The following is a 25,655-nucleotide window of genomic DNA, read 5'->3' as shown; positions in this document are numbered from 1 at the left end:
TTCTTCCCGCATGGTCCGGTGGAAGCGGGCACCGCTTTCGTCAATGCCCTAAGGCGCTTCAACCCTGCTGCGCATGATAACCAGCCAGCCGACCAGCATCGCGAGAACCATCGCATCCCGCCAGGCGGCCGGTCCGTAACCGACCCAGAAAGTTTCCGCAAAACCGACGGCGGCGGCCCCCAGCCCACAGATAAGCGGACTGGTATAACCGCCTGCCGCAGAAATCAGCACCACCTTCAGGCCAAAGACCAGACCGGCCCCGAAATCCATGGTGCCGTAATAAAATGTGGCCAGCACGCCCGCGATGGCGGCGACGAGACCCGCCGCGCAATAGGACATGAGAAATATCCGGCCTGCATTTACCCCGCACAAGGCTGCAGCAAAAGCATCGTCCGACACTGCCTTCCAGCGCCTGCCGAAAGCGGAGCGGCCAAGATAAAACGATCCGGCGAGAATGAGCAGGCTGAAGGCCATCGTATTCAGCATTTGCATCGGCGTCAGCGTCACGGCGAAGCCGCTATCGGCCCAGAAACGTATCGGCTCCGACAAAAGCGGCGGGAGCCATAATTGCCGTGTATCGGCGGCCAGCCTTGCACTTTCCGTCAGCGCTATCAACACCCCGATGGAAGCGACCGTCACCGCGTTGGGAGAGGCTTTCGCTAACGGCCGCATCACCACCCTGCCGATGAAACCCGCCGCCCACAGCCCGCCGAACAGGCCCGCCCCTGCCCCCAGCGCCAATGTCGCCGGCAGAACAAGCCACAGGCGGTTCCAGCCGAAATCGGCAAAAAGCAGGCAGGTCTGGCCAGCAAAGGCGAATATGGCGCCATAAGTGACATCGGCGCGTCTGGTGACTGAAAAGGCGATGGCATAACCAAAGGCCAGAACCGCATAAAGCGCGGCGACCGGCACGGCATTCAGCAATTGTTGCAGGAAATAAGCCAAGTGCGTCCTCCCGCTGTGATTATAACTATTAAAACCTGTTTTGATAGTTATAATGTGCGGCATGACCTTTCGCTGGACAGAACATCGTTTTGCGGGCGGCGCATTGGCGCTGGATGTTGCCAATAGCGTGATCCTGCGTTCAGACGCCGCTAGATCGGTAGACCGCTTCGCCGTGGCCGGGCAGATCGCCACCTTTGCCGAAGCGGCGACACGGCTTGGTGCGGAGCGAGAAAGATTTCCCGCCCTCGTCGCGCCCGACGAAGAGAGACGGCCGGTTCTTTTCGATCTGCGCGAGGCAATCGACGATTATTTTCGCTCGTCCATCGCCGATGGCGGCGAGGACGACGGGAAACTGGCGCAGTTTCTCTTCGCTTGCGGCGCCGCCCTGCGCATGTTCCCGAAGGCAGAACATCTCGCCAATGCCACCGCCCACTCCGCACTGTCGCTGCTTGCGGACGAACCACGGCAGCGGTTGAGGATCTGCGGCAATTGCGGCTGGCTGTTCATCGACCGCAGCAAGAACAGAAGCCGGATCTGGTGCGATATGGCGGTGTGCGGCAACCGGCAAAAAGCCAGCCGGCACTATCACCGCACGAAGGAGACGCGGTCATGAAAAGAACCGGCCTGCCATTGCTGGCAATGGTGGCGATACTCACCCTTTCCGGCTGTCAGCGCGAAGAACCGCGCGAGGTGGCAAAGGTTTCCGGCCGCATGTTCGTCTTCAACTATCGCGTGGCCATTGCCACCTATCTGGTGACGCTGCAGCGTATTGCCCCCATTCGCGACGGCAGCAGCGTTGAAGCAACATTCGAAAACCCTCGCGGAGGGCCCGACCTCACCACCCGCGAGAAGATTTTTCCGAAGGACGAAAAGATCACCGTTCAGAGCCCGCCGGTCGAATGTGTGAAGCAGGATCGGCCCTACAGGGTCACCGTCCGCATCAAAGGGCCGGATGGCGATATTCTGCAGACGATCGAGACCACCATCCGCTCCGATACCGACCAGTCAGCTCTCCCCGCCAAGCCGCTGGTCGTCGGCCCGCTCTATACGCCCAATCCGGAGGTGTTTAAACCTGACGGAACGATTGATATGCGGCCGGCTCAGGGGTGCCCGGTGTCGTAGGGACTGACGGAGCGAGTGCAACCTCTCCTTGTCCCTGTGCTTGTCACAGGAATGATGATGAAGGCGGGTGCGGCGTCCCCTTATCGCAACAAAAAACAAAAAAAACGGAGCCTTTCGGCTCCGCTTCTTCGAGTCTTTTCAGCGGCTTCGAGCAATCGCCTGATAGAGCGATTCAAGCCGTTGAGACTTTGAATCAGCCGACGATTTCGGTTTCGGCGAACCAGTAGGCGATTTCCTGAGCGGCGGTTTCCGGAGCGTCGGAACCGTGAACGGAGTTTTCGCCGATGGAAAGCGCGAAGGTCTTGCGGATGGTGCCTTCAGCGGCCTGGGCCGGGTTGGTGGCGCCCATGATTTCGCGGTTCTTGAGGATGGCGTTTTCGCCTTCCAGAACCTGAACGATGGTCGGGCCGGAAGTCATGCCTTCAACGAGTTCGCCGAAGAAGGGGCGCTCCTTGTGGACGGCGTAGAAGCCTTCGGCTTCGCGCTTGCTCATCCAGACGCGCTTGGAGGCGACGACGCGCAGGCCGTTGTCTTCAAATACCTTGGTGATCGCGCCCGTGAGGTTACGCTTGGTTGCGTCCGGCTTGATCATCGAAAATGTGCGTTCAATCGCCATGTGTCCGTTTCCTTTTCCTTCAGAGAAAGTGGGCGGTCTTTACCCGCCCAAAGGCCCGAAAACAAGGGGGATCAATGAGATTGCGGCACTGACGGCAGACATTTCACGCCGCTGTCACACTGCGACCCCTTGCATCGTAAAGATCGAGGCACCCTTCGAACCAGTCGCGCACAGGGTCATTATCTGAAAACAGATCAGCACCGGTGGTGATCCTCGCCCATTGCAGCGCGCCAAAAACGATGTAATCCGAAAAAAGCGGGGACGTGCCGCCGATGAAGGGCTGAAAACTCAGCATCCGGCGGATGGGAGCGAGCAAAGCAGGAAAGGCGGCGATCTCGTCTTCGCGGTTGGCGACGACATCCTCGAGCGGGCGGCCAAGCGCCCTTGTCCGGCTTTCGCGAAAATAACGACGATCCGGCTCATCCAGCATATTGTGGATATCCAGCACGGCGATACGGACGATGGCCGGATGCAGCTGGGTTTGGGACCAGCTTTCGACAAAGCGCGCCATGGCCTTGCCGCCTTCCCCATCGAACAATGACGGCCGCTCCGGGTAGGCCTCGTCCAGATAAAGGGCAATCTCGAAACTGTCGCTCACCAGCCGGTCGCCGTCCCGCAGGATCGGCACCGTCTTCGAAAAACCATCCTCCACGGTCGGGATGACGGTGAAGGGCAACGGACGCTCTTCGAAATCCAGTCCCTTATGCGCCAACGAAAACACGGTTTTCCAGCAATGGGGGGAAAATGGCCTGGAGACATCGCTTCCGCAGAGCGAATAGAGGGTTCGGGAATTCGTCATGGGCTGCACCTTCTCTGCAATAGCGACCAAGCGATATAAAATCGGCGGGAGCCGGAAATCAAATCAGCATTTGTCATGTTATCAATCAAAGGACGTTTGAAAGGTTCCGTTCGCCACGGGCCGAAATAAAACCTGGAGGTGATGAATTTCGCTCGCAGGTTTAGCCAATTTTAAGCCGTCTCGCCTATGATTTGGCCATTCCGAAAACGGTTATTTCGTTCGATTGATAAGACCATCGATACTGGAGCTGACAGCGATGACATCTGCTGGCGATAAAAAACGCGAACAGGCGAGAAGTAGTCTTGTCCTTACCAAGGTCGCGCAGTTCATCGCCAGGATGAATATTGCACCATTGCCGCGCAATTACGAATTGATCTATGAAATATTGTCGGGCCATAACCCGGCCATGGGCCGAGACATCCTGGCGCTCGGTAATGCGCCGCAACAGCACGAGATCGATCTGGTTGGCCAGAGGCACAATTTGCCCGGCTTCTCCCGCATCGAAGCGGAACAGATGGCCAGCGAGGCCTTTGAAACGCTGAAACAGATTTCCGCACGGCTGGAAGCTGGCCAGAAACGCACGGAAGCCTTCATCGGACGCCTTGGCGAAGACGAAACTGTTGGGTCCCCGGCCACCGACCGCGTCGCCCGATTGCTGGACGACATCCACGAGGAACAGACCAGCTTAAGGCATTTCATCTCCATGGGGCTGATGAAAATACATGACGTCGAAAGGCGACGCGCCGAACTGCAGGCCGGTTCCCTGCGCGACGTGCTGACGGCGCTGCCCAACCGGGCGGCTTTCCTCGAAAAACTCGGAGAGCTTTTTGCCGGAGACAGGGCCGCCTCCGCGACATCGCTGATGCTCCTCAATATCGACCATTTCCGCGAGATCAACGCCAAATACGGCCCCGCCGCCGGAGACAAAGCCCTGCGGCGGCTTGCTGGGCTCTTTCGCAAGACGATCAAGAAGGATGATTTTGTCGCCCGCATCGGCGGCAACGAATTTGCTTTCCTGTTTGCAGGCGTTGCGCAAAACACGGCTGAGGCGATCGCTGAACGTCTGCGGCAAAGCGTCGAAGCCTTGCGCTTCGTGACGAGTGAGGGCGGCGGCGAGCATCTGACGGTTTCAATCGGCGTCGCCTCAGTGGACGGCACGGCAACGCCCGCGGAATTCTTCAGCCAGGCTGAATTGGCCCTGCTTTGCGCCCGGTGCGGCACCCGCAACTGCGTCGTCGGTTATTGCAGGGACCTCGCGCAGCACAATCGCGACAGCTATCTCGCGCAGTTGGGTTGCTAGGACATTTCGGCAAGCCTTCAGGATGGGCTTATATCCGGAAAACGAGCTGCCATCCCGCGCCTTGTCCCCGTTTGCCGCCTCTTCATTTCCGACCTCATAACTGCCGCGGTGTGGCGTGCCTGCTCTTGCCTTGGTCACACAGTTCGGCCAAAACGACGCCATGATTACGATTACCGATCTTTCGGCCCGCATCGCCGGGCGTCTGCTCCTTGACCACGCCAGCGTGACGCTTCCCGCCGGTGTGAAGGCGGGCCTCGTCGGCCGCAACGGTGCCGGCAAATCCACCCTTTTCCGCATCATCACCGGCGATCTCGCGGCAGAGGGCGGTTCGGTGACCATTCCGAAACAGGCCCGCATCGGCCAGGTGGCGCAGGAAGCGCCGGGCACGGAGGAATCTCTCATCTCCATCGTGCTTTCCGCTGACAAGGAGCGCAGCGCGCTTTTGGCGGAGGCGGAGACCGCAACCGATCCGCATCGTATCGCAGAGATCCAGATGCGGCTTGTCGATATCGATGCCCATTCGGCGGAAGCGCGTGCATCGAGCATTCTTGCCGGTCTCGGTTTCGATCATGAAGCGCAGCTCCGCCCCGCCTCCTCCTTTTCAGGCGGCTGGCGCATGCGTGTGGCGCTCGCCTCGGTGCTGTTTGCCGAGCCCGATCTGCTGCTGCTCGATGAGCCGACCAACTATCTCGACCTTGAGGGCACGCTGTGGCTGGAAGAATATATCCGCCGATATCCGCACACTGTTATCATCATCAGCCATGATCGCGATCTGCTGAACAACGCCGTCAATTCCATCGTGCATCTCGACCAGAAGAAGCTGGCCTTTTATCGCGGCGGCTACGATCAGTTCGAGCGGCAGAAGGCCGAGGCCGACGAATTGCAGATGAAAGCCAAGGCGAAAAACGACGCCGCGCGCAAACACCTGCAGAGCTTCATCGACCGTTTCCGCGCCAAGGCCACCAAGGCCCGTCAGGCGCAGAGCCGCATCAAGGCCCTGGAGCGCATGGGCACCGTCGCCGCCGTGATCGAAGATCATGTGCAGCCGATCACGTTTCCTGAGCCGGAAAAACAGCCGGCCTCGCCGATCGTTGCCATCAATGGCGGCGCGGTCGGCTATGAACCGGGCAAGTCCATTCTGAAACACCTCAACCTGCGCATCGACAATGATGACCGCATTGCGCTGCTCGGCTCCAACGGCAACGGCAAATCCACTTTTGCGAAGTTCATTTCCGGCCGTCTCGCCCCGCAGGCGGGGGATCTTCGCGTCGCGCCCGGCCTCAAGATCGGCTTCTTCGCGCAGCATCAGCTCGACGATCTGGTGCCGGATGAAACTCCGGTCGAACATGTGCGCAAGCTGATGCCGCTTGCACCGGAGGCGCAGGTGCGGTCACGCGTGGCGCAGATGGGGCTTGCGACGGAAAAGATGGCGACGGCTGCCAAAGACCTTTCCGGTGGCGAAAAGGCTCGCCTGCTGATGGGCCTTGCGGCCTTCCACGCACCCAACCTCTTGATCCTCGACGAACCGACCAACCATCTCGATATCGACAGCCGCCGGGCGCTGATCGAGGCGCTGAATGATTATAATGGCGCGGTGATCCTCATTTCCCACGACCGCCATCTTATTGAGGCGACCGTTGACCGGCTGTGGTTGGTGGCCGACGGGACGGTCAAGACGTTCGAAGGCGACATGGAGGAATATCGCGATCTCGTCGTTTCCTCCGGTAAAAAGAAGGACGACAAGAGCGACGCCGTTGCCGATCAGGCTTCCAAGGCCGATCAGCGCAAGGCAAGCGCGGAAAAGCGTGCCCAACTCGCGCCGTTGAAGAAAAAGATCAACGAAATCGAATCCCTGACGGCAAAGCTTGAGGAACTGGTTCAGACGCTCGACACCGAACTGGCCGACCCGGCACTATATGAAAAAGCCCCTGCCAAAGCCGCTCAGAAAGTCAAGGAGCGTGGCGAAGCCGCTGCCAGGCTATCGGATGCGGAAGAGCAATGGCTGATGCTATCCAGTGAATACGAGGAAGCAATGGCCGGCTGATGCGCAACGGCACAGGAGCGGCGGCCTCTTGCGAAGCCGCCGTATCGCATTGACGAAACTTACTTCGCGCCGATCGTGTTCAGACCTTCACGCGCACATTCGGCATCGATTGCACCCGACGGCGCGCCTCCAACGCCAATACCGCCGACGAGCGCGTCGCCGATCTTGATCGGCAGCCCGCCTGCCTGAATGACCATGCGCTCATCCATGTTGCGGAGGCCATCATTGGCGGGCTTGGATGCGATGAATTCGGCAATCTCGCCAATATCACGGCCGAGCGATGCGGCAGCGAATGCCTTGCCGGTGGCGCTGGAGACCGTGTGCGGACCCGAACCATCTGCTTTCAGGACCGTCTTTACGGCGCCGTCGCGGGCGACGATGGCAACGGTGACAGCGTTGCCCTTGGCCGAGCAGGCCTGAAGTGCTGCACTGGCAGCCTTTTCCGCCAATTCGAGTGGCAGGTAAGGTGCAGTCGGCAGCGTCTGCGCCGGGGCGACCGAAGGAGCGAGCAGAGTGGAAACAACGAGAAGGTTGCGGATCATGAAAAGGTCCTCTTGCTTGATGAGGACTGCAGTTTAAGCGGATGGCGTTGAGCCGCGAATCCGTAAGACTTTCCGGCTGCTCGGTAGTTCTACCGATCCGCACCCGCTTCCAGCCAAAGCCTTGTCATTTCCGCCTGCGAGGTTGTGCCGAGCTTCAGGCCAATGGCGGCGCGATGGCTGTCCACCGTGCGTGGCGACAGACCAAGTCCGTCTGCAATCTGGCGCGAAGTAAAACCGAGCGCGATGCGTTCAAGTATCTCCCGCTCCCGCGCGGTCAGCAGCGACAGGAGCGCCAAATTCTCCGCCTGCAGCGCTTTTGCGTCAAGCGTGCGGGCCAATATCCGGTGCGCTTTCTGGATCGCATCGATGAGATCCTGTTCGTCGACCGGCTTGGAGAGAAAATCCACCGCCCCATTATGGAAGGCCCGGCGGCAGGCTTCGATGTTGCCGTGACCGGAAATGATGATGACCGGCCAGTCTATCCCCTCTTCCGTCAGTTTCTCCTGCAATTTCAATCCGGTTATGGCGGGCATGCGGATATCGAGGATCAGGCAGCCCGGCTCGAGGGCGGCAAGCTGGCTGAGAAACGCCACGGGATCAGCAAAGCCCTTCGCCTTCATGCCGACGGTGGAGAGAAGCAGGATGAGCGCCTTGCGCACGGCGTCATCGTCATCAACCAGATAGACGGGCAGCGTCATGGGTCCCGTGCCTCCGGTGCAAGCGGAAGGACAACCCGGAAATGGGCACCATTCTCACTCGCGACGTATCGGATTTCACCGCTGGCGCGTTCCACCAGCCTTTGGCTGAGGGCAAGCCCCAGCCCCATTCCGTTGTTTTTCGTGGTGGTGAAAGGTGTGAACAACCGGTCGCGCAGCTCGGGCGCTACGCCGGGGCCGTTATCGGCAACATCGAGAACGGCGAAATCACCGTTCCGGCTCAATCTTGCCGTGATCGCACGTCTGCCTTCAATGGCAGTGAGTGCGTCAAGCGCGTTGCGCAGTAAATTGAACATGACCTGTTCTATTTCGACGGGATCGACCCGCACCGGAAGCGGCACTTCCGGCATCGCGATATCAATGCTGGCCTCATGCCGGGCGGCTTCGCCGGCAAGCAGCGCATCGACATTGCGCAGGGCGGCGCGCAGGTCATGCGCCGCGACCGGCTGGCGGTGCGGCAGCGACCAGTTGCGGAACCGGTCGAGCATATTCGCGGCGCACCGCGCCTGATCGATCATATCCTCGAGAGCACCGGAAAGAGCCGTGACATCCTGACGGGCAAGCAGCCGCCTCCCCGCCTGCGCCTGCGCCAATATCGCCGTCAGGGGCTGGGTAAGCTCGTGGGCAAGGCCGCTTGCCATTTCTCCTAGAGCGTTAACCCGCGAGGCGTGGGTCAGTCTCGCTTCCATGCCGCTCAGTTCGGCGCGTCTTTCGGCGGCGCGCATGCGCGTCCTCTGTCTTGTCATGACAATACAGAGCAAGAAAACGACGCTTGCGCCAGCCACGCCCGCCAGCAGGGCGCGGCCGGGCAAAAGGTCCCGCCAGGTGATTGCGAGCACGACCTCCAGCGTGAGAGGCTGGCTGGCGCTGCTGAGCTGCCGGACATATTGCGGCGCTTCCGGCATCGTGGGTGGGCCGAGAAGGACTGTTCCGCCAGGCATTTTAAGACGGATCACCGCCTGTTTTTCCGACCAGAACGCAGCGTCGGACGCGAGAAGCCGCCCGGCATCGACGGCAAGCACCAGCACCTTCGAGGCCGACCCGCTATTGGGGCTGCGCTTGACGATCATGTAATGGCCGGGTCTGAGATCGCTCGCCACCAGAGCCGGCCGGCCGGTAAAGACCGATGCCGCCTCGCGGATCGTCGCTGCCAGCTCGCTCTCCAGCGGCCGTGTGCCGACAACAGGCCCCGCCTCGTTGAGGGAAACCAGCTGGACCTCGTCAATACGCGGGTAAAATTGCAGAATGGGTGCCGCGACATCGAGCAGGAGGCGATAATCCGCCCCCTGCTGCGCCTGCGCCACCGCCGAAAGCGCCGTTACATGGGCATCATGCTGATCGGCCCGGCGGGATGCCTCAGCCTGCAACGCATCGCTCTGCCGTCCCAATTCGCCGAGCAGGCTGACATATTGATAAGCCGCCAGTGCGGACACGACGGCTGCCATAAGCAGTGCCCAGACCAGAAACAACTTGAGAAACGGCCGCCCCGTCAGCGGCCACGGCCCGTCTGCCATGCGTCGGCTGCCTGAAAGGGAATGGGCGGTGGCATCAAGTGAGCGGCCGGCCGCAGCAGCGCCCCTGGCCGCTTCGTTCGGTCGGCGCTCGACCGGCGTTCCGGGCATGTCGTTCCATGCATCGTTTTTTTCAAGCATCGGCTCGCCCGCATGACCGACCGAGCGGATCATGACATTCGTTCAACAGGTGACTTTTCTCAGCACAGACAGTGAAAACATTCAATCCGGCCCCAGCCGAATTTACTGCTGATCCATCATTGGCGCGGGAAGATGTGAGCGGTGCCCTTGGCGCTAGGCACACGCCCTGCGGGACTGCAGCCGTGCGAGCGGCACGGCGGGAGAATAAAGATAACCCTGCCCGAAGCGAATGCCCATCTGCATGAGAAGCCTGCTCTGCTCCTCGGTTTCTATACCTTCCGTCACCAGCTTAGCGCCATAACGCTCCGCGCTCTCGAAGGCGAGCGCAATGGCCTCCCGGAACCGCGATTGATCCAGCCTCGACGTCATCCAGTGATCGATCTTGACCTCTTCGAACGGGAACCGCGCCAGCAAAGTGAGCGCGGCATAACCGGTCCCGAAATCATCGAGCGCCAGTCGCACGCCGGCGGCGAACAGCGCATCGAAATTCTGCTGCACGACGTCGTTGGTCGGAATCCTGCTCATCTCCGTCACTTCGATCGCCAGGCGATGCGCCGGCACCGCCATTTCCTGCAGCAGCGCCACGACCCGGTCAGCAAAGCGCACGGTTGCAAAGGACGAAGCGGAAATATTCACCGCGAGATGAAAATCCGCATCGAAATCATGCAGATCACGAAGGTCGTGCACCACGGCTTCGATCGTCGACCATTCGAATTCCGCCAGCAATCGATGACGTTCGGCGATCTCCAGCACATAATAGGGCGAAAGCGCCTGCCCCCGCGCATCGACCGCGCGCAGCAACGCCTCAGCACCGATCATGCGGCGATTGCGCATTTCGAACTTCGGCTGATAGCAAATGGGCGGCCTGCCGGATTTGATCCAGTTGACGAGCATCTGCCGCACCGTCTCGTCCCGTGTCGCCTTCTCGGCAAACGAAAAGGGGAAAATCTGCACGGGATGATCGCTTCCCTTGAGCGCCAGGCTGAGATGTCTGAAGAACGAGGCCACGTTCTGCCGGGAAAGCCTGTCCAGACTTGCAGCGCCTATTTTGAGATGCGGCACCGGCCCCGCTTCCGCCGAGCGGCAAAAGGTGCTCAACCCCTCATGCAGATGCATCATGAGTTTCGTACCTTCGGACTTCTCCAGCGAAATCTCCCGCATGACAACTGCAAGTATCGTATCACCGAACATGAAGCTGCAAGGTGCATGGGCGCTGCACAGCAGGCCGTATTCCCCATCGCAGATTTCCCGCGCCAGCCTGGGCCAGAAAATATCGCTCCAGTCCTCCCCCTCGCAGGCGGCGACATCGGCAATATTGACGATCTCGATCAGAACGAGGGCGTGCGAAACGGCCGGCTCCTGCCGCATGACCGTTTCCATATGGTCCTTGAGGGCGCGCCTGTTGGGCAGTCCGGTCAATGAATCCGTCCGCGCCGCCACCTCGCGTTTCTTTGCCTCGTCGCGCGCGCGCGCCTCGCTGCGCAGCAGGATGAACAGGCAGACGATCATCGGCAGGCCAACGGCGACAGCTCCCAGCGTTCGGCGGCCTATTGCGCTCAAGAACAGCGTCTGGTCGATCAGACCAAACACGAAGGAGATTGTGATGGCAAGCAGCGCGGCCATGAATCTGACGGCGAAGACGGTGAGAATATCCCGAGTTCCCAGATCGGCAAGGCGTCGGTCGCGCATCCAGCCATACATGATGATGCCGCAGGCCGAAATAACGACCATGTCCTGCAGAGCCGCAAAAAACAGCACGGGGCCGCCGAACACGAAACGCCCGGCTGCGACGAGGGACAGGCTGATAAGCCCGCCCTGCCATGAGCCCAGCACCCCCGCGAGAAACAGCAGATCGGAGCGGATGTAAGGCTTGGAGGGCAGCTTGATGAATTCGGAAACAAGCAGCGTCAGCAGAAAACCTGTCATTCCGAAGACGAGGCCATAGTAGATTTTATAGCGGGGATCCTCGAGGGCGATGTTCCGCCGCAGAAGGATCAGCACGGACACCATGCCAACCACCGCGGCCGCCTGAAGCAGCAGGAATGGAAGTTCGGCAGCGGACGCTGCCGCTTGTGCGGCGATCAATTCCATCATCTGCATTCCCCGATTATTATATGTTCTTGCCCCGGAATTCCGGTGGCCGGTCTTCAACAATCCCGCTTGCGCGGGGCAGAATTTATGGCGCCGCCAAGCCATCGGCCCTATCCGGACATCATGGCCTCGACCCCGTACAGCTCCGCCGGCATTCCCATATGCCCGGAGGCCAGCACCAGCCGGTCGCGGCCCTGGCGCTTTGCCTCGTAAAGCGCCATATCGGCCCGGTTCACCATCTCGTATATGATTTCCCTGCCGTCGCCGGAAACGGCAATGCCGAGGCTGACCGTGACGATTTTCTGTCTGTCTGGACGGTTGAGATGGGGGATGGCCTCGTCGATTACGGCCAGTCTCAGTCTTTCGCCAATGGCAAGCGCAGCGGAAGCGGTACAATCGGCAAGCAGAACGACAAATTCTTCCCCACCGTAACGGGCTATGAAACTTCTGTCGCCATCGTCCCTGCGCAGGGCGCCACGCAGCCTGCCGGCAATCCTGCGCAGGCAGTCATCGCCGGCGACGTGGCCTTCTGCGTCATTGTAGTTCTTGAAATAATCGACATCGAGAAGGATGAGCGCCCGCGGCCGGCCGCTACCGACCGATGCCTCGTTCGCCGCCTCGTCGAAGCTGCGGCGATTGCGAATTCCGGTGAGCTGGTCGGTATTGGAAAGCTGCTGAAGCTCGTGATTTGCACTTTGAATCCGCTGCAGCAGGGTCTTCTCACGCAGAGAGGCCAGATAGTCCTTTCTTTCCACCTGCTCGATGCGGTAGGCCGCAAACAGCGAGACGGCGCTGATGCCAGCGGAACACATGATGGCCGGTAGCTTGGCCACCTCGCTCGTGACCGTGACATATTCCATGCCGACGATGAAAACCGCCATGCAGCCAACCGTGCCCATGACCGCAAGCGGAAACGGTTTGCGATGTATCGTATTCATATAAAGGACGACGGTGACGATACCCACGTAATATTCGCTCGCCGACGAGGTTTGCGCATTGGCATAGATGAACATGATCGAGGCGACGACCAACATGCAACCCAGCCCGTGCAGGACCTCATGCGCCACGCCGTCCGGCCGCATCCTGATCGCATAATTTCGGGCGGGGAAATAAAGAAAGAGAAGCGGTGTGATGATCATCAGGCGGACTGTCAGATCCAACCAGATGATTTCCGGCACCAGACTGATGTCCACGAATACGTAGAGATTGTAGAGGATGACGCCGAAGATCAATCCGTATGTATTGAATTGCCGGCTGCTTTCGTTGACTTTCTGAACGAAGCCAGACAGACGGTCAGCCTTGAATAAAACCACCACGACCCGCTCTTTAAAATATACTCAAGTTAAAAATACATAAAACTCCAACAAAATCAGAATATACCTAAAAAATTGAATTAAGACAGCCCGGCCATCGAAAACATCACTGAAAATCACAAAGAAATATTTTCATGATCAAGCATTACACGATCGATAATGTGTATCGAAAATTTCGGTGAAGTCATCGTCTGGAAAAGACGCGTCGCGCCGAAACGATCACCTTGCTCCTGCGGGCGTTTCTGCTAAAAACCTGTAAAAATCACACTTTATCTTAGGCAGCACTCACACACGGGTTCCACTTCATGTCAGCCACCAAGCTTGCCATCGTCGGCGTCGGAAAAATCGTTCGCGACCAGCATCTTCCCGCCATTGCAGGCAATCCGGATTTTGAATTGATCTGCACCGCAAGCCGCCATGGCACGGTGGATGGCGTCGCATCCTACGGCACCATCGAGGCGATGCTCGAGGCCGTACCCGATATCAACGCCGTCTCCCTGTGCATGCCGCCGCAATATCGTTATGAGGCAGCCTATGCGGCACTGAATGCCGGCAAGCACGTCTTCCTCGAAAAGCCGCCGGGCGCGACGCTTTCGGAGGTACAGGACCTCGTCCGCCTCGCGGATTCTAAAGGCCTGTCACTGTTTGCAAGCTGGCATTCGCGTTATGCACCTGGCGTGGAGGCTGCCAAGGCGTTTCTAGCCTCCACGACGATCAACAGCGTTCATGTGATCTGGAAAGAAGATGTGCGCCACTGGCATCCGAACCAGGAATGGATCTGGCAGGCGGGTGGTCTCGGCGTGTTCGATCCCGGCATCAATGCGCTTTCCATCATCACCCATATCCTGCCGCGCGCGCTGTTCCTGACCAGGGCGACGCTTGAATTCCCGGAAAACCGCGACGCGCCGATCGCGGCCGACCTGCATTTCTCCGACGTGACGAAAATGCCCGTCCATGCCGAATTCGACTGGCGTCAGACCGGCAAGCAGAGCTGGGACATCGTGGCCGAGACCGCCGCGGGGCGGATGGTGCTTTCGGAAGGCGGGGCGAAGCTTTCGATCAATGGTGAGGAAAAACTATCCCAGCCGGAACGGGAATATCCGGCCCTTTACGAGCGCTTCGCCGAGATCATCAGGTCAGGCCGCTCGGACGTCGATCTTGCGCCGCTGACCCATGTGGCCGATGCTTTCCTGCTCGGCCGCCACAAATTCGTGGATTCTTTCTACGACTGAGCAGCGAAACGCTTCTCAAGGCAATCTTTCAGAGGGCGCGGCTGACAAACCGGTCGCGCCCCGATTTTTTGGCCTGATACAGGGCTTCATCGACGCTCCGCAGCAGCGTCGCGCGATCCGCGCCCGCCTGCGGCGCGATGGCGCCGCCGATGCTGAGGCGCGCAAGCACGCTCTCACCCTCCACATGAAACGGTTGCCGAAACGCGTGGAGCAGTTTTTCCGCAAGGCCACTGATGAGCGTGGATGAATCCGGACGCGGCACGAATATTGCGAATTCGTCGCCCCCCATGCGCACCACCACGTCATCTTCTCTTACAGCATCGCGGATTCGGGTGGATGCCTCGACCAGCACCCTGTCTCCTGCCGCATGGCCAAGCGTGTCATTGATGGTCTTGAAGCCGTCGAGATCGAGATAGAGAACACCGAAAGTGTCTTTCTCGCAAAGCGCGGCGCCAAGTTCCAGATCAACGATCGCGTCCAGAGCCTTGCGATTATAAAAGCCCGTCAGCGGATCGGTCATGGCCGCATCGCGCAGTTCCCGGGCGGCAAGGCTCATGGTGAAGTTCGCTTTCTGCAATCTCAAAAGCGCGCCCGCGAGTGTCGCAAAATACTGGAGATTATCGACCTCCGCAGCGGTGTACTCCCGAACGTGCGGGTCAAGCAGACAAAAAGTCCCGACCACCAGACCGGGTTCGAGTTCGATCGGGGCGCCCGCGTAGGACCGCAGGTCGGGCGCGCCCCTTACATAAGGCAAAGAGCCGAATTCAGGATGAGCGCTCAGATCCGTAACAGTCAGAATATTCTGCGTGACGACCACACGGTCGCAGATCGCAATGTCACGGGGGCATTCCTGGAACTGCAGCCCCGCCTGCTCGGCAATGTGGAGCCAGTCCTCATCCAGAATATGCACGGCCGCGCGTGCCACCCCGAATACGCCCTGCGCCAGTTGCGAGATCGCCTTCAATTCAGCGGTTTCCGCATTCTTGAAAGCCACAACGGACCGCACTGCTACCAGTCGTTCCAGCTCCAGATCCGGTCGTGGCATCATCTGTCCCATCGCATATCCCCTCTGTCTGCTGATAACGCGTCTGAAAGCGTACATGTTGCATGCGTTCATAAAACAACCGCCACGGGCGACACCACATGCGATTTCTTACCGGCCATTTTCCCGTTGCAAAGGTAGTCAGACGGGGGACGGGTCATGCCTTTTTCTGCCAGCGCCCTTCCGGCGATTGCTGCCAGTAGGTCAGCGAATGCCCCTCCGGTTTCAGCCTTTTCCAGTGGTTTCGCGCCATTTCGGTTTGGTAGGCATCGTATCCGTCGAACATGAAGACGATGCGTTCATAAGCCTCCACTGCCGGGGGCTCGGCGCCATCGACGAGAAAACGAACACTCGCTGCGTTGGCGTTCCCGTCCGATGCCGTCAGGAGAATCGGCTGGTTTTGCGGTACTGGCGAAGTGTCGGTGGCGTGCGGAAGGAAGCTGTCGTCGCGGAACGTCCAGAGATGCGTGTCGAGGAAGTCCCGGCGCTCCTCGCCCACTGTCTGGACCGCGACCTTCCAGCCGCGTTCCAGCGATTTCTCGAGCAAGGGCGGCAGCGCGTCCTCCAGCTTCGATTCCGTCAGGTGATAGAACAGAATTTCAGTCATGCGCTGGCGTGCCGCTCCGCTCGTCTCAATCTTCGTAATGGGCGCGAACGAGTTCGTTCAGAAGACGCACGCCGTAACCCGATCCCCAGGACTGGTTGATCTCGGTCAGCGGCGAGCCCATGGCTGTCCCGGCGATATCGAGATGCGCCCACGGTGTTTCACCCACGAAGCGCTTGAGGAACTGCGCAGCGGTGACGGAGCCCGCCAGGCGGCCCGAGCTGTTTTTCATGTCGGCAAATTTGGAATCGATGATCTTGTCGTAATCCTTGTGGAGCGGCATGCGCCACAGTTTTTCAGCCGTCACCTCGCCGGCCTGCGAAAGCCGCGTTGCCAGTTCATCGTCGTTGGAGAACAATCCGGCCTGCAGATTGCCGAGCGCCACGGTGATCGCGCCCGTCAGTGTTGCGAGATTGATCATGAATTTCGGATTGAAACGCTCCTTGGTGTACCAGAGCGCATCGGCCAGAACCAGCCGGCCTTCGGCGTCGGTATTGATGATCTCGATGGTCTGGCCGGACATGGAAGTCACGATGTCGCCGGGGCGCTGGGCGTTGCCATCAGGCATGTTCTCGACAAGGCCGATGACACCGATAACGTTTGCCTTGGCCTTGCGGGCCGCAAGCGCATGCATCAAGCCGGTTACGGCTGCAGCACCACCCATGTCACCCTTCATGTCTTCCATGTTGAGGCCGGGCTTCAGCGAAATGCCGCCGGTATCGAAAACGACCCCCTTGCCGACAAAGGCAACGGGTTCATCCTTTTTGGAGCCGCCGTTCCATTGCATGACCGCAAGCCGCGGCGGACGGGCCGAACCCTGCGCCACGCCGAGAAGGGCATTCATGCCAAGCTTCTTCAGTTCCTTTTCGCCAAGGACCTCCACCTCGACGCCGAGCTTGCGCAACTCTTCCGCCTTTTCGGCGAATTCGACCGGGCCGAGAACGTTCGGAGGGAGGTTGACGAGATCGCGCGCCAGTATAACGCCGCCCGCAACCGCCTCGGAGACGGCAAAAGCCTTTTCCGCATCCTGATGGGCGGCCGTGACGATGATGATCTCCACCTTCTTCGGCGTCTTTTCGTCCTCGGACTTTTTCTTGGTCTTGTATGCATCGAAGCTGTAGGCGCGCAGCAGAAGACCAAGCGCGAAATCCGCCGCCGCCTGAGCGCCAACCTCTACGCCCGGCGCATCGAGATAGACAACGACCTTGTCCGCCTTCTTGAAATGGGCAGCCGCCGTACCGCCGGCACGCAGCCAGTCATGGGCGACCAGCTTCGACGGCTTTCCGATTCCGATGACCAGCAGCCGGTCGGCAGCGGAACCCTGCGGCGCGATAACATCGAGCGTCGTCATGGATTTTGCGGAAAAGCCCGCGATCTTCGCCGCCCTTTCGATCACACCACCCGGATCGGCTTCGGAAGCACCGGCGACGGCCTTCGCATCACCCGAGGCCTGCAGCATCACGGTCAGGGCATTTTCCAGCGAGGCGGAATTGGCGAAAGATATATCGAATTTGGCGGACATGTTTTCCTGCTCTTCTTCTACGACTTGCACGATGCGCATGATCATGGCCTTTTCGGCCCCGGGCGCAACCCCGCATTCTTTAAAGCCCCACAGCCGTTAAAGGAAATGCATTTTTAGTGAATGCGAACTCACGTTATGAAACCGACAGCTTGTTCCACAAAAAGACACAGGCGGCGGAAAAATTGTCGCGCAAAACATATTTGTGAGCCTGCCGGAATAGCCAATTGCAAACGATGCGATTAGATAGGCGGAAACTCGGCGAGCGATCGCAGGGAAAAACAATGTCGAACAGGGCCGTATGAAGCTTCTCGAGAACTATATCCTGCGGCGGACAACGCAGATGTTTCTGGTCGCGCTGTTGCCGGTGCTGGCCATCATCTGGACCATCCAGGTTCTCCAGAGAATCAATCTCGTGACCGATACGGGCCAGTCGATGGGTTCCTTCATGGCGCTCGCGACGATGATCCTGCCGACGCTCATTCCCGTCGTGCTGCCTTTCGCGCTCGTCATCGGCATCACCCAGATTTTCACGACGATGAACAATGATTCCGAGCTCGCGATCATCGATGCGGCCGGATCTCCGCGTTCGATCATGTATCGCCCGGTTCTCATTCTGGCCGCCGTCCTGAGCGCGCTTTCCTTCACCATCACCAATTTCGTCGAGCCGCCTGCCCGCAGTTCGGCGCGACAGATGGTGGCTGCGGCCTATGCCGACCTTCTCTCCTCCGTGATCGAGGAGAAGACGTTCCGTACCATCCAGGACGGCCTTTACGTGCAGATTGCCCAACGGCAGGGCCGTATTCTCAAGGGACTGTTCGTTGCCGACCGCCGCGATCCGAATTTCGATCTCATTTATTATGCCAAGGAAGGCATGATCGACGAAAGCGGTACGTCGCTCACCATGCGCGACGGCGAGGTGCAGCAGAAGACGCCTGACGGCAAGGTCTCGATCGTCAAGTTCCTGTCCTATGCCTTCGACCTTTCGACCATGTCGGAAAAGCAGGATTCGGAGCCTTCGCTCTCTCCGGGCGACGCCAGCCTCGGTTTCCTTCTCTCGCCCGATGAAAACAATGCGAGCTACAAGCGCTCGCCGGAGACGTTCCGCAGCGAATTGCACAAGCGACTGTCGGACTGGATGTTCGCCTTTTCTTTTGCGCTGATATCGCTGGTCATCGCCGCCGACGCCCGTTCGCACCGCGAGGCGCGCATGCATCCGATGGTCGCGGCGCTGGTGACGGCTTTCGTGCTTCGCTGGCTCGGTTTTTACGTTACGAACCAGGTGAAGCAGAGCGCAGCCTTCATTCCTCTGGTCTATGCCGTTCCGGGCCTCAGCGGTGCTGCGGCCGCCTTCGTGCTGATCACCGGCCGTAAACCGAAAATGCCGAGGATGGTAACCGATGCGGCGGGCCGGTTGCGCCGTCTCTTCTCCAGCCGGCTGGCGCGCAATTCGGGGAGCGGCAACGCATGATCTTCAACACGCTCGCCCGGTACTTCCTGAAACGATATCTCATCACGGCCATCTGGTTCGTGATCGGCGTATCCTCGATCATTTACCTTGCCGACTTCAGCGAAACGGCGCGGCGCATGTCCGGCCTGCCCGGCTATTCCGTTCCGGCCGCGCTTGGCCTGACAGCGCTTCGCCTGCCGTTGATCCTGCAGCAGACCATACCATTCATTGCGCTGTTCGTCGGCATGACGACGCTGATCTCGCTCAACCGGCGCTACGAACTGGTCGTGACGCGCGCCGCCGGCATTTCCGCCTGGCAGTTCATTCTCCCCTTCGTGCTCGGCGCGGTCCTCATCGGCATCCTGTCGGTCACTGTCCTGAACCCCATCGCAGCGTGGGGCCAGAACAAGTCGCTCGCCATGGAGGCCGGTCTGCGCAACGAAGCGGGCGGCGGACGCCAGCAGCAGATCATTCCGTGGATGCGCCAGTCGAGCGGCGGCCAGGATACGATCATCGGCGCCAAGAGCTTCGAAGACAACGGAACGATGCTTCTCGACGTGGTTCTCATCGACCTCGACAAGGACGGAAACATCGTCTCACGGAAGGATGCGAAGTCGGCTAAATTGGAAGATGGTTACTGGCTTCTTAACGGCGTTTCTGAAACGCGGGCCGGACATGTGCCAGTTCGGCAAGAGAGCATGCAGATCAGTACCAATCTGAGACGGGAATTTGTCCAAGAGCGCATGACGCAGACGGAAACCGTTGCTTTCTTTGACCTTTCTCACAAGATCGAAGTTGCAAAGTCCTTTGGACTATCTTCAAAGGCGCTTGAGACGCAGTATCATTTCCTGCTATCGACGCCCCTGCTTCTGGTTGCGATGACCTTGATCGCCGCGACCGTTTCATTAAAGTTCAGCCGCTTCGCCCAGTCGCGCTCCGTGATTCTGGGTGGAATCGTTTCCGGCTTCGTGCTTTATGTAGTAACCGTGCTCGTAAGGGCATTCGGGAGTGGTGGTGTTGTCCCTCCCACCGTCGCGGTCTGGGTTCCAGTCATCGTGGCGTTGGCTTTGGGGGCAACCATTCTGCTTCATCAGGAGGACGGCTAAGTGGCGGTAATTGACCGCGGGAATATCAGGCGGCTTTGGACGGCCCTTCTGACAGGTGCCGCTGTGTGCGCGTATTTGGCATCCAGCCCGGTCGCTTTCGGCCAGGATGGTTTGCTTGCGTCGGCAAGCCAAGACGATTCGAAACTCCTGCTTACAGCAAATGAACTGACCTATAACCGCGATTCCCAGCGCGTCATCGCGAAGGGCGTGGTTCGCATGAAATATTCGGGCTACCGTATGGTGGCCCAGCAAGTGGAATATAACCAGCAGACCGGTCGCGTGGTCGCCCATGGCAACATCGAGCTGATCGAGCCGGGCGGCAACAAGATCTATGCCGACGAGATGGACGTGACCGACGACTTCGGTCAGGGCTTCGTCAACGCATTGCGCGTCGAGACCACGGACAATACCCGTATTGCCGGGGAAAGCGCCGAGCGCCTTGAAGGCGACCTGATGGTCCTCAACAACGGTGTCTACACCGCGTGTCTGCCCTGCGCCGAGCGCCCGGAAAAGGCGCCGCTGTGGCAGGTAAAGGCCGAGCGCGTCATTCAGGACGGCAAGACCCATACGGTGCGGCTGGAAAAAGCACGTCTGCAGCTTTTCGGCCATTCGATCGCCTATATCCCGTTCCTGACGGTGCCGGACAATACGGTGAAGCGGAAGTCGGGCTTCCTGTTCCCGCAGATGAGCATGACCAACAAGCTCGGCTTCGGTATCGGTGTCCCCTATTTCCAGGTTCTTTCCGATACGTCCGACCTCACGGTCACACCGACCTACTACACAAAACAGGGCCTGCTTCTTCAGGCCGAGTTGCGCCAGCGTTTCGAAACCGGCATGCACACGCTGACGATCGCCGGCATCAGCCAGCAGTCCTCGGATACGTTCATTGCCGGAACGAGTGACGCGCTGAACGATCAGCGTGGCATGGTTGCCAGCAAGGGCGATTTCAGCATCAACCCGCGCTGGGCCTTCGGCTGGGACGCCATGGTGCAGTCGGATAACAATTTTTCGCGTACCTACAGCCTGAAAGGCTACAAGAACGACGTCCAGACCAATCAGATTTATCTGACAGGCACTGGCGAACGTAACAGCTTCGACGCCCGCGGTTATTACTTCAACGTTCAGGACACGGATAATTCAGAGCTCAAGGAACGTAAGCAGGCGATCGTTCATCCGGTCGTTGACTATCGTTACTTCCTGCCGGATCCGATCTATGGCGGCGAGCTCTCGCTGACCACGAACTTCACGAGCATCAGCCGTTCGACGCAGGATTCCTACGCGATGGGCGGCTTCCCGCGCTTCAACGGTCTGGAAGGCTCTTACACGCGCTGGACCACGGAAGCGGAATGGAAGCGCACCATCACGATGGATAGCGGTCTTCAGATCACGCCTATCCTCGCGGCGCGCGGCGACGCGTTGTGGACCGACATGACTGCGGCAAGCTTCACCTCCGGCGGCACATCCTATGCCTATGAAGGCATGATCCATGACGATGCCGCCTTGCGCGGCATGGTCACCGGTGGCCTTGAGGTGCGTTATCCCTGGCTGTTCACGGCTCTCAACAGCAGCCACGTGATCGAGCCCATCGCGCAGATTTTCGTGCGGCCGAACGAGCAATATTCCGGTCGTTTCCCGAACGAGGACTCACAAGCCTTTGTGTTCGACGCCACAAACCTGTTTGAGCGCGACAAATTTTCGGGCTTCGACCGGATCGAAGGCGGCACACGAGCCAATCTCGGCTTCCGTTACAACGGTACTTTCGACAATGGTTACGGTGTTCGCGCCATTGCTGGCCAGTCCTTCCATCTCGCTGGCGATAATTCCTTCGCCTCCTATGATCTTCTGAATGTCGGCGCCGATTCCGGCCTCGAATCCGATCGTTCGGATTATGTCGCCATGGCTGCATTCGATGCACCCATCGGTCTTTCGCTGTCCTCGAGCCTGCGTCTCGACAAGGACAATTTCGAAATCAACCGGTCTGAAACGGGCATCAGCTATTCGGATCGCCGCATCAACGGCAGGCTCAGCTATACGCAGGTCAAGGCGCAGCCGAAATACGGCTATAACGAAGACCGCGATATCATCCAGGCATCCGGTTCACTGCGCATGGACGATAACTGGTCGCTGTTCGGCTCGATCAACTACGATCTGAACGGCAAGTTTGCCGCCGAACGCCGGATTGGTATCGCCTATCAGGATGAATGCACGATCTTGACGGTCAGCTATTCCGACGAAGGCAACATCAACTCCAGCCGCCAGGCCGCCAATGACTGGTCGATCAACGCCCGTCTTGCCTTCCGTACCCTTGGCGATATCAGCGTCGGCTCCGCGAACGAAGACTGGAACGACATGGATATTGGCTGGAAGCCGAACAATTACTGAGTTTAAAGGCGGGCCGCACAGCATTGTGGCCTGCCTTTTTGCTATCAGACCAGTAGTAGTCACGGTTTTGCCGCAACAACGCGCCAGTGTCGACCCGGCATGACAGTATCGGGTTTCTTTCAACAAACCGACACATTGCCGTTTTGCGGATCACGATGATATATACGTGGCAAATTCGCGGTGCGGATGCACATGTGCAGGTCTGAAAGGCGGGGGAAGGCAAAATCCCTGTTACCAGACGAACAGATTGGCGGGACAGGGCAACAGGACCCTGCCTGACGAAAGGGAGAAGGATATGATGAATTTCGGAAAGTCGGCTTTGCGTGGCGCTGCTTTTGCCTTTGCGATATTCGCCGTTCCCATGGCCATCGTGCCTTATGCCGGTCAGGCCTTTGCCGATAACACCGTGAAGATCGTCGTCAACAAGACCCCGATCACCAATGACGACATTTCCAAGCGTGTCGCCTTCCTGAAGTTGCAGCGCCAGTCCGGCAACCTCAATGAAAAGGCGCGTGAGCAGCTTGTCGATGAAGCGCTGAAGCGCGAAGAAATCGCCCGCGTCAAAATGTCGGTCAGTACGGAAGATGTCGATGCTGCCTTCGCGCGATTTGCCGGCAACAACAAGATGAAGCCGGAGCAGTTGACGAAGGTGCTGGCGCAGGCGGGTGTTGGCGCGGACCACTTCAAGGCCTTCATCGCCGTTCAGATGAGCTGGCCGCGCCTTGTGAACGCCCGTTATGGCGCGCGCGGCAAGATGTCAACGCAGGATCTGGTCACCCGCCTGAAGGAGCGAGGCGACAAACCGGTCACCACGGAATATTTCCTGCAGCAGATTATCTTCGTTATCCCGGAAGCAAAGCGCAACGCCATCACCGGCAAGCGCAAGGCTGAGGCTGAAGCCTCGCGCAAACGTTATCCCGGCTGCGACCAGGCGATGAGCTTTGCCGCGACCATGCGTGATGTGGCAATCAAGGACCTCGGCCGCATTCTGGCGCCTGAGTTGCCGGAAGACTGGAAGGCTCTGGTAGAAAAGACCAAGGAAGGCGGCACCACCGGCACACGCGTGACCGAAAAGGGCGTCGAATATCTGGCCATCTGCAAGCAGCGCCAGGTTTCCGACGACTATGCGGCGGAAATGGTGTTCAAGTCCGAAGACCTGATGAAGGCCAAGGAAGGCGAAAACCCGAACGAAAAGAAGTACATGGATGAGCTGCGCAAGAAGGCGCAGATCGTCAACACCTGATATTGATACAAGAGCCGGGTCTTTCCGTGACATATGCATCCCTGCCGCTTGCCCTGACACAGGGAGATCCAGCCGGTATCGGCCCCGATATCGCCATTACCGCCTGGGCGAAGCGCCGGGAAAACGGTGTGTCCCCCTTCATCTTCATCGGCGACCCCGATGTGGTGGCAAGCCGCGCGGCGCTGATCGGCGTGCCGCTCAATATCGAGACCTGCGATGCGGACAGTGCCGTTGGCCTTTTCGAAAACGCGTTTCCGATCTTACCTCTTCCCGTCGGCTTCGACGTGCAGGCGGGGCAACCGCATGTCGGCGCTGCCCATGCCACGATCAAGGCCATCGAAACCGCCGTTTCGCTGACGGTCGAGGGAAAGGCTGCGGCCGTTGTCACCAATCCCATCGCGAAATCGGTGCTTTACGAGGCTGGCTTCGGTTTCCCCGGTCACACGGAGTTTCTGGCTGATCTCGCCTTCCGCCAGACCGGTGAACAAGTCACGCCTGTCATGATGATCGCCGGCCCCAAGGTCCGTGTCGTGCCGGTGACGATCCATATTCCCGTGAAAGATGTGCCGGCCGCGCTGACGGAAGAATTGATCGTCACGACCTGCCGGATCATCGATGCCGATCTGCGACGGAAATTCGGCATCGAGGCTCCGCGTCTGGCGGTTGCCGGGCTGAACCCGCACGCGGGTGAAGACGGCGCACTCGGCACGGAGGATCGCGATATCGTTCACCCCGCGACCATGCGGCTGCGCAAGGATGGGATCGATGCGTTCGGTCCCCTGCCCGCCGACACCATGTTCCACGATGCCGCCCGCAAGCGTTATGACGTGGCAGTGTGCATGTATCACGATCAGGCGCTCATTCCCGCCAAGGCGCTGGGCTTCGACGATTCGGTCAACGTCACACTCGGGCTGCCCTTCATCCGCACCTCGCCAGACCATGGCACTGCCTTTGGTATTGCCGGCCAGGGCATCGCCAATGAGGCGAGCCTCGTGGCGGCACTCAAGATGGCGGCGGACATTTCCCTCCGCAGCCGGGCCGGCGCATAATGGCGGCCATCGACGGACTACCACCGCTACGGGACGTCATCCAGCGCCACGGGCTCGACGCGAAGAAATCGCTCGGACAGAACTTCCTGTTCGACCTCAACCTTACCCAGAAGATCGCCAGAACGGCGGGACCGCTCGAAGGCGTGACTGTCATTGAGGTCGGGCCCGGTCCCGGCGGCCTCACCCGCGCTATTCTTTCGCTCGGGGCGAAAAAGGTCATCGCCGTCGAACGGGACAGTCGCTGCCTGCCGGCACTGGCGGAAATCGAGGCGCATTACCCCGGACGGCTTGAGGTCATAGAGGGAGACGCCCTGCAGACCGATTTCGAGGCTCTGGTCCCCGTCGGCGAGCCGGTGCGCATCATCGCCAACCTGCCTTACAATGTCGGCACGCAATTGCTGGTCAATTGGCTTCTGCCGAAGCAATGGCCGCCCTTCTGGCTCTCCATGACGCTGATGTTCCAGAAGGAAGTCGGGCAGCGCATCGTGGCGGAAGAAGGCGACAACCATTATGGCCGCCTTGGCGTTCTCGCCGGCTGGCGTACGGTTGCCGAAATGGCCTTCGATGTCCCGCCACAGGCCTTCAGCCCGCCACCGAAGGTAACCTCCACCGTCGTGCATCTGCTGCCGAAGGACAAGCCGCTGCCCTGCGACGTCGCCAAGCTCGAAAAAGTGACCGAAGCCGCCTTCGGTCAGCGCCGCAAGATGTTGCGCCAGAGCGTGAAAAGCCTTGGCGGCGAGGCGCTGCTTGAAAAGGCTGGGATAGACCCGACGCGGCGGGCGGAGACGTTATCGGTCGAAGAGTTCGTTACGTTGGCGAACTGCCTGTAATATCTGGCAGATGTTCGCCGTTCCGAACGGAAGCAACGGTTCCTGGACACCTGCGAAT

22 protein-coding genes are annotated in these 25,655 nt (G+C 59.4%); 11 read left to right on the top strand and 11 right to left on the bottom strand.

Annotated elements, in window-relative coordinates; genetic code table 11:
• Nucleotides 1-48 precede the first annotated feature (48 nt).
• Complete coding sequence (locus tag EGT36_RS12360) at nt 49-945, bottom strand: branched-chain amino acid ABC transporter permease (protein WP_125270440.1); 897 nt, start codon at nt 943-945, stop codon at nt 49-51.
• Nucleotides 946-997: 52 nt separating this feature from the next.
• Here EGT36_RS12360 and EGT36_RS12355 point away from each other — a divergent pair, with 52 nt between their 5' ends.
• Together EGT36_RS12355 and EGT36_RS12350 are read left to right on the top strand one after the other, a co-directional pair.
• Nucleotides 998-1,558: a CGNR zinc finger domain-containing protein gene (locus EGT36_RS12355; RefSeq protein WP_169692017.1), complete on the top strand. Its 561-nt coding sequence runs from the start codon at nt 998-1,000 to the stop codon at nt 1,556-1,558.
• On the top strand, nt 1,555-2,067 hold the full coding sequence (locus tag EGT36_RS12350) for a hypothetical protein (RefSeq protein WP_037088968.1): 513 nt from the start codon (nt 1,555-1,557) through the stop codon (nt 2,065-2,067). The genes EGT36_RS12355 and EGT36_RS12350 overlap by 4 nt, the downstream gene beginning before the upstream one ends.
• Before the next feature lie 193 nt (nt 2,068-2,260).
• Here EGT36_RS12350 and ndk read toward each other — a convergent pair whose 3' ends face one another.
• Both ndk and EGT36_RS12340 read right to left on the bottom strand, forming a co-directional pair.
• Nucleotides 2,261-2,683 carry a nucleoside-diphosphate kinase gene (gene ndk, locus EGT36_RS12345; RefSeq protein ID WP_003496769.1) on the bottom strand — a complete coding sequence of 141 codons (423 nt, stop codon included), beginning with the start codon at nt 2,681-2,683 and terminating at the stop codon, nt 2,261-2,263.
• A 103-nt stretch (nt 2,684-2,786) separates the two neighbouring features.
• On the bottom strand, nt 2,787-3,482 hold the full coding sequence (locus EGT36_RS12340; RefSeq protein WP_004441100.1) for a glutathione S-transferase family protein: 696 nt from the start codon (nt 3,480-3,482) through the stop codon (nt 2,787-2,789).
• 256 nt (nt 3,483-3,738) lie between these two features.
• On the opposite strand from EGT36_RS12340, the gene EGT36_RS12335 reads away from it, so the two are divergent.
• Nucleotides 3,739-4,782: a GGDEF domain-containing protein gene (locus tag EGT36_RS12335; RefSeq protein ID WP_037088966.1), complete on the top strand. Its 1,044-nt coding sequence runs from the start codon at nt 3,739-3,741 to the stop codon at nt 4,780-4,782.
• 160 nt (nt 4,783-4,942) lie between these two features.
• Complete coding sequence (gene abc-f, locus EGT36_RS12330) at nt 4,943-6,826, top strand: ribosomal protection-like ABC-F family protein (protein WP_037088965.1); 1,884 nt, start codon at nt 4,943-4,945, stop codon at nt 6,824-6,826.
• 59 nt (nt 6,827-6,885) lie between these two features.
• Here abc-f and EGT36_RS12325 read toward each other — a convergent pair whose 3' ends face one another.
• The 5 genes from EGT36_RS12325 to EGT36_RS12305 all read right to left on the bottom strand — a co-directional run bounded on the left by EGT36_RS12325 (nt 6,886) and on the right by EGT36_RS12305 (nt 13,143).
• Complete coding sequence (locus EGT36_RS12325; RefSeq protein WP_125270439.1) at nt 6,886-7,368, bottom strand: GlcG/HbpS family heme-binding protein; 483 nt, start codon at nt 7,366-7,368, stop codon at nt 6,886-6,888.
• A gap of 89 nt (nt 7,369-7,457) precedes the next feature.
• The gene (locus EGT36_RS12320; RefSeq protein ID WP_037088963.1) at nt 7,458-8,066 is read right to left on the bottom strand and encodes a response regulator transcription factor; all 609 of its coding nucleotides are present in this window, start codon (nt 8,064-8,066) and stop codon (nt 7,458-7,460) included.
• Nucleotides 8,063-9,769: a sensor histidine kinase gene (locus EGT36_RS12315; protein WP_125270438.1), complete on the bottom strand. Its 1,707-nt coding sequence runs from the start codon at nt 9,767-9,769 to the stop codon at nt 8,063-8,065. The genes EGT36_RS12320 and EGT36_RS12315 overlap by 4 nt, the downstream gene beginning before the upstream one ends.
• A 120-nt stretch (nt 9,770-9,889) precedes the next feature.
• Entirely contained in the window at nt 9,890-11,830 is a 1,941-nt protein-coding gene (locus tag EGT36_RS12310) for an EAL domain-containing protein (RefSeq protein WP_037089231.1), read from the bottom strand.
• A gap of 107 nt (nt 11,831-11,937) precedes the next feature.
• The gene (locus EGT36_RS12305) at nt 11,938-13,143 is read right to left on the bottom strand and encodes a GGDEF domain-containing protein (protein WP_235775129.1); all 1,206 of its coding nucleotides are present in this window, start codon (nt 13,141-13,143) and stop codon (nt 11,938-11,940) included.
• A gap of 302 nt (nt 13,144-13,445) precedes the next feature.
• On the opposite strand from EGT36_RS12305, the gene EGT36_RS12300 reads away from it, so the two are divergent.
• Nucleotides 13,446-14,372 carry a Gfo/Idh/MocA family protein gene (locus EGT36_RS12300; protein WP_037088961.1) on the top strand — a complete coding sequence of 309 codons (927 nt, stop codon included), beginning with the start codon at nt 13,446-13,448 and terminating at the stop codon, nt 14,370-14,372.
• A gap of 28 nt (nt 14,373-14,400) precedes the next feature.
• Here the strand turns inward: EGT36_RS12300 and EGT36_RS12295 are convergent, their stop codons facing one another.
• The 3 genes from EGT36_RS12295 to EGT36_RS12285 all read right to left on the bottom strand — a co-directional run bounded on the left by EGT36_RS12295 (nt 14,401) and on the right by EGT36_RS12285 (nt 17,540).
• A complete protein-coding gene (locus EGT36_RS12295; RefSeq protein WP_037088959.1) occupies nt 14,401-15,429 on the bottom strand; it encodes a GGDEF domain-containing protein in 1,029 nt (342 codons plus the stop codon).
• Between the two features lie 142 nt (nt 15,430-15,571).
• On the bottom strand, nt 15,572-16,021 hold the full coding sequence (locus tag EGT36_RS12290; protein ID WP_125270437.1) for a DNA polymerase III subunit chi: 450 nt from the start codon (nt 16,019-16,021) through the stop codon (nt 15,572-15,574).
• A 25-nt stretch (nt 16,022-16,046) separates the two neighbouring features.
• Nucleotides 16,047-17,540 carry a leucyl aminopeptidase gene (locus EGT36_RS12285; protein WP_125270589.1) on the bottom strand — a complete coding sequence of 498 codons (1,494 nt, stop codon included), beginning with the start codon at nt 17,538-17,540 and terminating at the stop codon, nt 16,047-16,049.
• 298 nt (nt 17,541-17,838) lie between these two features.
• Between EGT36_RS12285 and EGT36_RS12280 the strand changes: the two genes are divergently transcribed.
• The 6 genes from EGT36_RS12280 to rsmA all read left to right on the top strand — a co-directional run bounded on the left by EGT36_RS12280 (nt 17,839) and on the right by rsmA (nt 25,597).
• Nucleotides 17,839-19,008 carry an LptF/LptG family permease gene (locus EGT36_RS12280; protein ID WP_004441075.1) on the top strand — a complete coding sequence of 390 codons (1,170 nt, stop codon included), beginning with the start codon at nt 17,839-17,841 and terminating at the stop codon, nt 19,006-19,008.
• The gene (gene lptG / locus EGT36_RS12275; RefSeq protein WP_004441073.1) at nt 19,005-20,093 is read left to right on the top strand and encodes an LPS export ABC transporter permease LptG; all 1,089 of its coding nucleotides are present in this window, start codon (nt 19,005-19,007) and stop codon (nt 20,091-20,093) included. The genes EGT36_RS12280 and lptG overlap by 4 nt, the downstream gene beginning before the upstream one ends.
• The gene (locus tag EGT36_RS12270) at nt 20,094-22,475 is read left to right on the top strand and encodes an LPS-assembly protein LptD (RefSeq protein ID WP_022555938.1); all 2,382 of its coding nucleotides are present in this window, start codon (nt 20,094-20,096) and stop codon (nt 22,473-22,475) included.
• Between the two features lie 295 nt (nt 22,476-22,770).
• On the top strand, nt 22,771-23,718 hold the full coding sequence (locus EGT36_RS12265) for a SurA N-terminal domain-containing protein (protein WP_037088958.1): 948 nt from the start codon (nt 22,771-22,773) through the stop codon (nt 23,716-23,718).
• Nucleotides 23,719-23,744: 26 nt separating this feature from the next.
• Nucleotides 23,745-24,767 carry a 4-hydroxythreonine-4-phosphate dehydrogenase PdxA gene (gene pdxA / locus EGT36_RS12260; RefSeq protein WP_037089223.1) on the top strand — a complete coding sequence of 341 codons (1,023 nt, stop codon included), beginning with the start codon at nt 23,745-23,747 and terminating at the stop codon, nt 24,765-24,767.
• Nucleotides 24,767-25,597, top strand: a complete 831-nt coding sequence (gene rsmA, locus EGT36_RS12255) for a 16S rRNA (adenine(1518)-N(6)/adenine(1519)-N(6))-dimethyltransferase RsmA (RefSeq protein WP_004441067.1) — start codon at nt 24,767-24,769, stop codon at nt 25,595-25,597. The genes pdxA and rsmA overlap by 1 nt, the downstream gene beginning before the upstream one ends.
• The last annotated feature ends 58 nt before the right edge of the window (nt 25,598-25,655 follow it).

Origin of the sequence: Agrobacterium sp. FDAARGOS_525 (assembly GCF_003938925.1) — a bacterium.
Taxonomy (GTDB): Bacteria; Pseudomonadota; Alphaproteobacteria; order Rhizobiales; family Rhizobiaceae; genus Agrobacterium; species Agrobacterium pusense.
The sequence above is the reverse complement of the archived record's forward strand: the minus strand, read 5'-3'. Positions and strand labels throughout refer to the sequence as shown.